Genomic DNA, 12,291 nt, shown 5'->3' on the forward strand with positions numbered 1-12,291 from the left:
AGATGGAAAAGCAAAACGGGTATACGAGTTATAAAAAGCAATATTTAAAAACTTAATACGTCTTGATGCGAAATTTACCCCTAGCTCCCTATAGGGTGAGTTACAGGCGAAATGGAATGGCAAACCGGATTTACGACTTATAAAAAGTAATATTTAAAAAACTTAATACGTCTTGATATGAACGATAGAAAGGAAAGCTCCCCTTTAGGGGCTGGGGGTTTAAACACCACAGTCTTAATCATCGACGATGACGAGGACATTCTTTTAAGTGCTCGTTTGTTTTTGAAGCAACAAGTTAAACAGGTCATTACCTGCAAATCGCCTAAGGAGATTAATGTTTTATTAAGCAAAAATGAAGTTGATATCATTCTGCTTGATATGAACTATCAAAAAGGTGCAAGCGATGGACGAGAGGGTTTATATTGGTTGGAACATATTTTATCTATTGATAAAGATTATGTTGTAATCCTCATGACGGCCTTTGGCAATGTAGAACTTGCTGTTAAAGCCATTAAAAAAGGTGCAACCGATTTCATTCTTAAGCCCTGGGAAAACGAAAAATTGTTTGCTACCATCTCCGCTGCGTCAAAACTGCGTGAATCAAACAGAAAGGTAAAGAAACTGGAGAAAATTCATAAATCCTTACAAAAGGATATGACGAGAGGTTTCGAACACATTGTTGGTGAGGCTGATGTAATCAGAAACTTGCAAAACACCTTATTAAAAGTTGCACCTACTGATGCCAATGTTTTAATATTAGGCGAAAATGGAACTGGAAAACAGGTTTTTGCGTATGAAATTCATGGTAACTCGCAACGCAAAAACCAGGTATTCATGCATGTCGATTTAGGTTCACTGAACGAAAACCTATTCGAAAGCGAACTGTTTGGTTACGTAAAAGGAGCTTTTACCGATGCGAAAGAAGACAAACCCGGCCGATTTGAATTGGCTGATGGCGGCACCATATTTTTAGATGAAATTGGAAATCTAACCTTGCCCCTGCAGGCAAAATTATTAAGTGTTTTACAGAATAGAACTGTAACACGACTCGGAGAAAGCAAAGAACGCAAAGTAAATGTTCGTTTAATAACGGCGACCAACATGCCTTTGAATGAAATGGTCTCCAAAAATACCTTTCGGCAGGATTTACTTTTCAGAATAAACACCGTTGAACTGCTATTGCCGCCGTTACGCAAACGCGGGACCGATATTTTGCTTTTGGCCAATCATTTTATGCAGGTTTTCAGTTCCAAATACCATAAGGAATTACGAAGTTTAAGTACGCAAGCAAAAAATGTATTGTTAAATTACAGCTGGCCGGGAAATGTGCGGGAGTTGCAACATGTGTTGGAGCGGGCAGTAATTATGAGCGATGGAAATGAAATTACCGAGCAAGATTTGCAATTAAGTCCACAACGTTTTGCGCAAAATAATGCTATACCTGATGAAATGGCTTTAGGCGATATGGAAAAATTGATGGTGCAAAAAGCCATAGATAAACACAAAGGCAATATATCAAAAGCCGCAGCAGATTTGGGTTTAACCAGAGCAGCTTTGTACAGGAGAATAGAAAAATTTGGAATATAAATAAGGCAGATGGTGAAAAGGTAGAAGGCGAAAGGCTTGTTTCGCATAGAACCCTCCACCTTAAAACCTTTTACCTTTAACCTTAGAACATGTTTTATAAACGTTTCACTTTTCGTTTACTATCAAGGTTAGTCTTCATTAACTTGTTGGGTTACTTATTATTTTACCTTATTAAAAACACCCAGCTTTGGTTTACCATTATTGGCGTGGGTTTAATTTTGCTAGGCGCAGTGATCTCGCTATACTTCTACATTAATGAAATCCGTTCTGATATCAAGCGTTTCATTTTAGCGGTAAAAACCCGAGACCATACGCTAAATTTTAAGAACAAAGCTACAAAAGGAAGTTTTCCAGAATTATATGAATCGTTTGGAGAAATCCTCCAGGTACACAAACAAATCCGTTTGGAACAAGAGGCCATGTTTCAATTAGTTAAAACTATTTTAGAGCAGGTACCTGTGGGTGTGATTGTGGTAAACAACACAAAAACAGAACAAAATATTGAAGAAATTGCCTTTTTTAACCAGGCGGCCTCAAACCTATTAGGTGTTCCTGCCTATAAATATTGGCATCGGTTAAAACAGCATCTTCCAAATTTCACCACCGAAGTAGAACAAATTTCGTCCGGAGGAAAACGCTTCCTAGAGCTTAAAATACAAGAAAAATTAATTCAGCTATCTACAGAAGTGATCCCACTAAATCTCTATGGAAAAAACTATACGATTATCAGTTTTCAAAACATCAAAGATGAAATCGAACAGAAAGAAACTGAAGCATGGAACAGGTTAATTGGTGTGATATCTCACGAAATTTTAAATTCCATAACACCAATAAGTTCGCTTTCTGATACAATTAATAGTATGGTCACTGATAGGGAAAATCTGGACACCGATGAAATGGAAGATTTGAAAACTGCACTGCAAACTATTAAACGCCGTTCATCAGGATTATTAGATTTTGTAAAAGATTATCGATTAATAGCAGAGTTGCCAACGCCAAACCTGGAATCGCATACCATTGGTGAGATTTTGAAACACATCAAAATACTTATGCAGCCTTTCGCTAAGGCTAAAAATACGATCTTAAATGTAGAGCAAACTTCATCGAAAATTACAGTTCAATTAGATTTAAAATTGATTGAACAAGTGCTTATTAACCTGATAACGAATAGTATTTATGCAGTCGAGGAAAATGAAAACCCTTATATTTCTGTTAAATACCGTTTAGAAAATACCAAACTATACATTGATGTTACCGATAATGGTAAAGGTATTGAGGCTGATGATTTGGAAAAAATCTTTGTTCCGTTTTATACCACACGAAAAAATGGCTCAGGCATTGGATTAACCATTAGTCGCAATATTATGAAAATGCACCGCGGCAGCATTGAAGTGGTTTCTGCCCCAACAGAACAAACAACTTTCTCATTGGTATTTAATTATTTATAGCTGGATTGTTTAGGAACTTTTCGCCTAAAAATTCATCTTTTTAACGTAAAAGCAATCTCAATTAAGCTTCATATCTAATTGGTTTGTTAAAACCTTTTTAATCATTTGAATGTTTTTTTAGCCCCAAAATTCAAACAAAAAAAACATTTAGCCGCTTTTATTTATGTGAATACATTAGATACAAGCATGAAGACAGTTATAATATCGAATAGACTACCCGTTAAAATCATTGAAGAAAACAACGAGTATACGTTTATTCCAAGCGAAGGTGGTTTAGCTACCGGACTGGGTGACGTGTACAAAAATGGCAATTCCATTTGGATTGGCTGGCCGGGAATCGAAGTTCCCGAAGATCGGCAGGAAGAGGTGATACAAAAATTAGGAGCACTTAACCTCTATCCTGTTTTCCTTACACAGGAAGAAATTAATTTATATTACGAAGGCTTTTCAAACGAAGTGCTGTGGCCAGTTTTCCATTATTTGGTTACCTATGCACATTACGAACAAAATTATTGGGATTGCTATAAATCAGTAAACGAAAAGTTTGCTAAAAGCGCCATGCAGGTGCTAAATAGAACCGATAAAATATGGATTCAAGATTATCAATTACTTTTATTGCCCGGAATTTTAAGAAAAAAGCTTCCCGGTTCAACGATAGGCTTTTTTCAGCACATCCCCTTTCCGTCTTACGAAATTTTTAGGTTAATTCCCTGGCGGGAAGAATTGTTGAATGGTTTAATTGGTGCCGATTTAATTGGTTTCCATACTTACGATGATGTTCGGCATTTTATCAGTACTGCAACCCGTTTGCTGCCAGTAAATTCATCATCAAATGTATTGAACAGCAACGAAAGGCAAATTGTTATCGAAGCATTTCCGATGGGGATCGATTTTGATAAATTTTCTTCGTTGACTTCTACACAAGAAGTAATCGAAGAAATAGACCATTTCAAATATGGAAAAGACGAAATCAAAATTATTCTTTCTATTGATCGGCTGGATTACAGTAAAGGTATTTTAGAGCGTTTAAAGGCGCTTGAATTGCTTCTACAAATTCATCCGGAATATATCGGGAAAATTGAATTATTTATGATCGTGGTTCCATCAAGAGATAATGTTCCTCAGTATAGCGAATTAAGAGACCAGATCGACCAGTTTGTGGGCAATTTAAATGCCCGCTACCGTTCAATGGATTGGATTCCGGTGAATTATTTCTACCGTTCTTTTCCGATTGAAGTTTTGTCAGCACTTTATTCATCGGCCGATATTTGTCTGGTTACACCGATGCGAGATGGGATGAACCTGGTGAGTAAAGAATATGTGGCCAGCAGAAACGATAATGATGGCGTACTGATATTAAGTGAAATGGCCGGTGCATCGAAAGAACTCACAGACGCACTCGTTGTTAATCCAAACAATCTTGGCGATATCATGGAAGCGATTGTAACCGCATTAAAGATGCCTCTGGAAGAACAACAGCAACGCATGAAAGCCATGCGGGCAATTGTAGAAAAATTCAATGTAAAACATTGGGTTAATAATTTTATTTTAAGACTAAACGAAGTGAAAGATTCTCAAAAATCATTACAAACCAAACATGCGGTAAATTCAGTAAACGAAATTATTGCAGCTAAATATGCAACTACAACTAATCGAGTTTTATTTTTAGACTACGATGGAACATTAGTTGATTTCACCGGAAATATCGATGATGCATCACCTGATGATGAATTATACGACTTGATTGAAAACCTAACACTGGATGCAGCAAATAAGGTGGTAATTATTAGTGGTAGAAGAAATGAAACACTGGAAAACTGGTTCGGGCATTTAAAAGTTGATTTAATTGCCGAGCATGGCGCCTGGCAAAAAACCTATGGTGATAAATGGAATTCCCTTCCACTCCTTACCGACCAATGGAAAAGCGAAATCAGAACACTTCTAGAAACTTATACCGATAGAACCCCTGGCTCATTTATTGAAGAGAAAAGTTATTCTTTAGTTTGGCACTACCGCAAAGCAGAAGAAGGTTTAGGTGAGCTTCGAGCCAATGAAATTGTAAGCCACATGAAAATTTTAGCTGCTGATAAGGGTTTGCAGCTGATGCCGGGAAACAAGGTTATTGAATTTAAAAATATTGAAGTAAATAAAGGAAAAGCTGCACTGAATTGGCTATATGACAAACATCCAGATTTTATTATGGCGCTTGGAGATGATCATACAGATGAAGATATTTTCAAAGCCCTACCCGATGATGCAATTACGGTAAAGGTTGGCAATAATTTATCTGAAGCAAAATACTATCTGAATGATTTTAAGGAAGTTAGAAAACTGCTTTGGAGTTTGGTTAAAGAAGAATTTGTAGAGAGAAGTTAGGTGATTAACTCTTGGGAAGGCTGTCATTGTGAGGAAATACTCCATCACTGTGGCAACCTTTTCATTTGGAATCAGATTGCGTCTTAAATCGCAAAGATGACCACGAGAAAACCAATTTAAAACATTTAAAGCATGAAATCAGGCCGGGGTTTGTGTTTCCACAGCCCTTTGAATCAAAAAAAATCCCGCGGATTTAAGAGGATATAGGCTGATTATTTTGCGTGTATCTTCTTCAATCCGCGGGAATAATTTTATAAAAATACTGGTCTATCTAATTTAATCGCGATGCGATAAGCAGCATTCATTAAACCAACATGACTATATGCCTGCGGAAAATTCCCCCACTGACTGCCGGTTTTAGCATCCACGTCTTCACTAAAAAGTAATAAGTGATTGCAGTATTTGATGATATTTTCAAATTCTTCAATTGCCTCATCTACCCTGCCCACACAAGCAAGCGCTTCTACATACCAGAAAGCACAAATCAAGAACGTGGTTTTTGGTTTACCAAAATCATCAGCATGTAAATAGCGGTAAAATAACCCATCTTCAGTTTTAAGCTCTTTTTCTAGAGCGATTAAATGATTTTTTGCCTTATCTGATGCCGGATCTAAATAACCCATCATAATTAATTGCAAAGTACTTGCATCTAAATGTGTGCTGCCGACGGCATTGGTATAAACTTTTCTTTCAGGATCGTAACAAGCCTCGATGTGTGCCGCAGCTTTATCAATTAAAATATTTGCCCGCTCCTCAAAATCCTTATTTCCAATTGTTTTAGCCATTTTTAAAGCAGCATGCGCACCGGCCCACTGAAATAAGTTACTATAACAATGCATGTTCGCAATATTCCTAAATTCCCAAATACCGGCATCCTTTTCATCAATTGTTCTTTCAATTTTTGATAGAACACTTTCAATCCATTTCACCGAATCACTACGTTCTGAAAATACAAAACGATGGTCGGTGTAGAGTGGTAACATAGAAGTTAAAACCTGTCCATAAATATCATTTTGGATGTGCTCGTAAGCCTGGTTTCCAATTCTGATTGGTTGCTCACCTTTGTATCCTTCCAAATGATCTAGCGTAGTTTCAATAATTTCTCTTTCACCAGCTATACCATATAAAGGTTGATAACGCTCATCTTCTGCCTGAGAAATGTCTGATAGATAATTAAAGTACTTTTCCATCTCCTCAAAATGGCCGATGTGATTTAGAGATGTAAGCACATAATGAGAATCTCTTAACCAGCAATAACGATAATCCCAGTTTCTTGTACTACCTGGAGACTCAGGCAAGCTGGTTGTACTTGCAGCAATGATTGCTCCGGTATCTTCGTACTGATGTATTTTTAAAACCAGGGCAGAACGAATGACGAAAGGTTGGTAGAAACCTGCAATCGAAGAATGTTTGATCCACAATCGCCAATAAGCAACAGTTTCACGAAGGAAATTTTCTGCAGTGCTTACAATTGGTGCTTCCAGGTTTTCGCCATAAGTCATGATCAGATATTTCGACTCATTTAAAACGAAAGCCTTTTCATCCAATATATAGGTTAAAGAAACATTGGTGCTCAAACGGATATTTTCATCGCAACCATGATAATCGATGTGGTTGCTGCCCCGACTTGCACGCATTTTATTCTTTCCATAGTCGCAAACTGGCTCACATTTAATGGTTACCCTGGGGTTTCCCTTTAACGGCTCGATTTTTCGGATAAACATCAATGGCTTGAAATATCTTTCGTATAGATGAAATCGTGGAGCAAAATCAGTTACACGATATTTTCCATCTTCTGCCGTAATTTCTGTTCTTAAAACATTGGTGTTTTCGATGTAATATTGGGTGGAGGTATATTCACCTTGCGGCAAAATTGAAAATTCACCCCCTTTCTTTTTATCTAATAAACTTCCAAATACAAATGGACTATCGAAACGTGGCCAGCAAAGCCAAGATATATCGGTATTTTTATTAACATGTGCCATAAAAGCACAGTTTCCTATTATTCCTGTTTGATAAAGGTGCTGTTCAGCCATAAGCAATTTTGTATGTGTTTATAACCTAACAGGTTAAAAAGTAAATTGTTGGCAGGAATGTGAAAAAGCTAATTTTTTATAAGACTTGAGCATTTTGAGAAGAGCAATCTTTATTAAATAAGCCTGATTGGAGTGGAAATATTTTTTTCAGCAACTTCGAATATGCTGTCATGCTGAGGCACGAAGCATCTGTAACCGATGACACAGATTCCTCGTTCCTCGGAATGACAGAAGTAAAAATATTGCAACGGAAAGCAGGACTGAAATCGGCAATGAAATGCTGAGCTTCCACTTCTAAAAAACTATCTCTGTCAAAAAAGGTGATTTGGCTAATAACTACTCTTTCAGGAGACGAAAAGTATAGAAGAATTTATTGCCCTGACCTTTCATAAGGAGTGGTGAAGCAAAAAAGCCAGTCTGAACGAATCAAACTGGCTTAATAAAAATATAAAATGAAGTTAAATCACCGTGCCACTTGGTAAAACAGCACCTTTTTTAACCACTACAATGCCATCTTTAACCGCGTAAAGCTCAAAATCGCCATCTTCAAGGTGAGCACCGCCGTTAATTTTAACATCATTGCCAATGCGACAGTTTTTATCAATGATCGCATTGTTGATATAACACCGGTCTCCAATTCCAATAAGCGAATTACCTTTCTGGTTTTCCAATTCAATTTCTTCTAATGTCTGGTATCGGTCGCTACCCATCACGTAGGTATTGGTAACCACAGTATGTTTTCCGATACGGGCCCTGATACCTAAAACCGCATGTTCAATTCTACTCGCCTGAATAATACAGCCCTCTGCAATAATTGCTTTTTCTAAGGTTGTCCCTGAGATTTTGGATGGAGGTAACATCCTGGCTCGTGTAAAAATAGTATGATTACTATCAAACATATTGAATTTCGGTATTTCATCTGTTAAGCCTAAGTTGGCCTCAAAGAATGATGAAATATTACCAATATCTGTCCAGTAACCTTCATATTGATAGCTTAATACACGACTTTCTGTAATGGCTCTTGGCAAAATCTCTTTACCGAAATCTTTTTCCTCTTCGTTTTCATTAAGAATATTAATCAGATATTCACGATTGAAAACATAAATACCCATTGAAGCTAAGAAATTACGTCCTTCGCCTTGCATTTCTGCACCAGTATCAGAAACCCAATCCTCTAAACCTGTTTTTGGCTTTTCGATAAACGAAGTAATCATATTTTCTTCGTCAGCTTTCAAAATACCAAAATCGGTAGCATCTTTTGCCGTTACGGGGATCGTAGCAATGGTAATTTCAGCGTTAGCTTCGATATGTTTCTCAATCATATCCTTAAAGTCCATCTGGTACAGTTGATCTCCAGATAAAATTAGAATGTAATCGAACTCATGCGAAACGATGTGGTGCATACACTGGCGTACTGCATCTGCAGTACCCTGAAACCAACCGGCATTTTGAACGGTTTGTTCAGCTGCAAGAATATCAACAAAAGCCGTACTAAAATGGCTGAAGTGATAAGTGTTTTTTATGTGTTTATTAAGGGATGCCGAATTAAACTGTGTCAGCACAAACATACGGTGGATGCCAGAATTAAGGCAATTAGAAATTGGGATGTCTACCAACCGATACTTCCCTGCAATTGGAACTGCAGGTTTAGAACGTGTTTGTGTGAGCGGCGATAATCTAGACCCCTGGCCACCGCCAAGGATTACGCCTAAAACTTTGTCAGTCATGTTAAGCTATTTTAATATTTGGTATAATTCTATGTAATTCAGCGCTGCCCTATCCCACGAATGGTCGATTTTCATCATGGTTTTACGTACCGCCTTAAAAGTTTTTTTATCGTTATAAATATCTACTGCCCTATTGATCGCGTGGGTTACATCCCAAATACTGGTTTGATCATGGCACAAACCAAAACCACCATCGCCAATATCAGTCACTGTATCTCTTAATCCTCCAACTCTGCGAACTATTGGAACTGTTCCATACCGTAAAGCATAAAGTTGATTTAAACCACAAGGCTCAACCCTCGAGGGCATTAAAAGATAATCTGCTCCGGCATACATCTGGTGCGAAACCTGTTCGTTGTAGCCAATGTAAACATTATACTTGCCGTCAAAAATATCCTTCAGCTGGTTTAACCTTCCTTCCACCCAGTTGTCACCAGAGCCGAGCACCAGCACATTAATATTGTCGCCATGCTGCTGTAAAGCATTGTAAAATATATCAGGTAATAAATCCGCACCCTTTTCATCAACCAGCCTACCGATAAAAGTAAAAAGCGGCTTGGATGCGTCTAGTTGAAAAACATCACATAAAGCTTTTTTGTTTGCCAGTTTTCCAGCCTCAACCGTTTTTAAATTGTAACTTTTTGATAGCATCGGATCGGTTTCCGGATTCCAAACCTCTGTATCAATTCCATTTAAAATCCCAACAGATTTCCACTGCTCCTGCCTCAGTAAACTTTCCAGTCCACGGGCATTGTTCATCATTTCTTCTAAATAACTTGGTGAAACTGTGGTAACTCTCCAGGCACATTTTATAGCTGAAGCCAGCGGATTGATGGCATCTTCCCAACCCAGCAAACCACCTTTCCACAAATCGAAAGCTGGCAAATAGTATAATTTATCCCATCCAAACTGACCCTGATACTGGGCGTTATGAATCGTTAAAATAGTTGGAACATTATTCAGACGCTGATATTTTAAGCAGTTTGAAGCCATAAAAGGAATCAATCCGGTATGATGGTCATGGCAATGGATTACATCAGGTTGATGTTCCCATTGTGCCATCCAATCGAGCGTAGCAATTTGAAATGCAATAAACCGTTCTGTATCATCAGCATAACCGTAAACATTTGGTCTGTCGGTTAATCCTTGAATGTGAACGATATATAAATCGAAACCGAGTTTATTGGTTTTCTCTCTTAAAATGCGGTAAGAAAAGTGATGGTTTCCGTAGTTTGACCATGCATCGTAAGCCACTTCGAATTCACTCTCGCGAATAAATTTAGTTTCATAGGCGGGCACAACCACCTTAGCAATGTGGCCAATTTTATTTTGGTATTTAGGTAAGGCCCCAACAACGTCTGCTAAACCTCCAACTTTAGCAACTGGGTAACACTCGGCGCTGATATGTATAATTTCCATCAAATATTTGGTGTAGATAACTTCGTTAAGTTAGTAATTGTTTTCTGATTTGAAAATAATTCAAAATTAATTTTTAGGCAGTGGTTTTCATACAAATGATCTTAATTATCCCGGCAAAACAAACAGACTGACAGACATTTTTTTTGGAAGTGAATGTTCCAGTTCTTTTGGCACATGCAGCCCTGCTTTCCGTATCTCCCGATGAAAAATCGGAATTCACTTCAATCAGGCTTATTTAACAACGGTCTGTTGAAAACCCAAACGTATTTTTTTTAAGATTTAACCTCGTCTGCAGGGAACTATTTAAGCAAAAAAAACCGCTAAGCTTACGCCAGCGGTTTTTAACAACAAAACAAATATATGATTCTATTACCCTTATTACGCTTCGGCAAGAATTTCGTAAAAATCTCTAATCGGTTGAAATTGCGGATGTAAAGAAACTACATCTCCAAACACAAGCAAAGCAGGTGCTTCTATTTTCTTATCTTCTACTACTTCGGCAATGGTATCTACAATGCCTACCACAATTTTTTCATCAGGCGTAGAGCCATTTTGAATCACAGCTACAGGCAATAAACCCTTATTTTCAGCCTGGAAGATTGCAGCAATTTCTTTTACTTTTTCAATGCCATTCAAAACTACAATCGTTGCTTTAGTTTTGGCAGCGATATATAAATCTTCAGAGATTTCGCCTTTAGAATTTGTACCAGTTACCGCCCAGAAGCTCTCACTTAAGTCTTTATAAATCATCGGTATTTTCTGCAAGCTTGGCGCACCCGTCGCACTTGAGATACCTGGGATAATTTCTGTTGGAATGCTATACGACTCTGCTGCATCTATTTCTTCATAACCTTTAGCGAAAAAAAACGGGTCGCCACTTTTTAAACGAACCACATGGCCGTAGTTTAGAGCATAATCAATGATTAATTTATTTACGGCATCCTGCGAAAAATCTTCATCATCCGTACGTTTGCCTACATAAACCTTCGGAATACCATCTGGTGCATGACACAGTAAAGCTTCGTTCACATTTGCATCATACAAAACAACATCAGCTGTTTTTAATGCTTTAACACCTTTTAAACTAAATAAATCCGGATCGCCAGGACCAGCACCTATTAATGTAATTTTTGGTTCAATGTTCGCTTTTTCTACTTTACTTAAAATCATGACAGAAAATATTAGCTCGTGATTATTTATTAATTATACAAATATATAAAGTCTATAGAAATAGTAGTAATTTATTTTAAAATAATTTATTAACGGTAAAACCGTCGTTACCAAGTATCATTCATACTTCGTCATTGCGAGGTACCACTCCCATTTACGTCATTGCGAGGCACAAAGCAATCTTATACTAGGGTGAATTGCTAGGGTTTTAGATTGCTTCGTACCTCAAAATGACGACCGCCTAGAATTAAGGCGCTTAAAAATTGAGTAAAAGGTCTTAGCAAGAGTTTAAAATTATTCAAAATTTTCAATTCCCATTTTCGTCATTGCGAGGCACGAAGCAATCTTAATGCTTTTTTTAGTGTGAATAGCGATGGTTTTTGGATTGCTTCGTACCTCGCAATGACGACCGCCTAGAATTAAGGCGCTTAAAATATTGAGTAAAAGTTCTTAGCAAGTGGTTAAACTATTCAAAATTTTCATTCCCATTTTCGTCATAGCGAGGCACGAAGCAATCTTAGTGCTTGG

Annotated in this window: 7 protein-coding genes; 3 read left to right on the forward strand and 4 right to left on the reverse strand. The window is 37.5% G+C overall.

The features are described 5' to 3' along the window. Window positions 1-177: 177 nt before the first annotated feature. The 3 genes from ON09_RS18140 to ON09_RS18150 all read left to right on the forward strand — a co-directional run bounded on the left by ON09_RS18140 (window position 178) and on the right by ON09_RS18150 (window position 5,411). Window positions 178-1,587 carry a sigma-54-dependent transcriptional regulator gene (locus ON09_RS18140; RefSeq protein WP_010602488.1) on the forward strand — a complete coding sequence of 470 codons (1,410 nt, stop codon included), beginning with the start codon at window positions 178-180 and terminating at the stop codon, window positions 1,585-1,587. 89 nt (window positions 1,588-1,676) lie between these two features. After that, complete coding sequence (locus ON09_RS18145; RefSeq protein WP_010602489.1) at window positions 1,677-3,035, forward strand: sensor histidine kinase; 1,359 nt, start codon at window positions 1,677-1,679, stop codon at window positions 3,033-3,035. A gap of 186 nt (window positions 3,036-3,221) precedes the next feature. Next, window positions 3,222-5,411: a bifunctional alpha,alpha-trehalose-phosphate synthase (UDP-forming)/trehalose-phosphatase gene (locus ON09_RS18150; protein WP_039842813.1), complete on the forward strand. Its 2,190-nt coding sequence runs from the start codon at window positions 3,222-3,224 to the stop codon at window positions 5,409-5,411. Window positions 5,412-5,662: 251 nt separating this feature from the next. On the opposite strand, the gene ON09_RS18155 is transcribed toward ON09_RS18150, so the two are convergent. The 4 genes from ON09_RS18155 to cobA form a co-directional block, all read right to left on the reverse strand. After that, entirely contained in the window at window positions 5,663-7,447 is a 1,785-nt protein-coding gene (locus ON09_RS18155) for a glycoside hydrolase family 15 protein (protein ID WP_010602491.1), read from the reverse strand. Between the two features lie 458 nt (window positions 7,448-7,905). Further along, complete coding sequence (locus ON09_RS18160) at window positions 7,906-9,174, reverse strand: glucose-1-phosphate adenylyltransferase (protein WP_010602492.1); 1,269 nt, start codon at window positions 9,172-9,174, stop codon at window positions 7,906-7,908. A gap of 6 nt (window positions 9,175-9,180) precedes the next feature. Then, a complete protein-coding gene (locus tag ON09_RS18165; protein ID WP_010602493.1) occupies window positions 9,181-10,593 on the reverse strand; it encodes a glycogen synthase in 1,413 nt (470 codons plus the stop codon). A gap of 378 nt (window positions 10,594-10,971) precedes the next feature. Continuing rightward, window positions 10,972-11,763 (reverse strand): uroporphyrinogen-III C-methyltransferase, encoded by a 792-nt coding sequence (cobA, locus tag ON09_RS18170; protein ID WP_010602494.1) that lies wholly within the window; start codon window positions 11,761-11,763, stop codon window positions 10,972-10,974. Window positions 11,764-12,291: the final 528 nt, after the last annotated feature.

Source organism: Pedobacter agri PB92, assembly GCF_000258495.1.
Lineage (GTDB): Bacteria > Bacteroidota > Bacteroidia > Sphingobacteriales > Sphingobacteriaceae > Pedobacter > Pedobacter agri.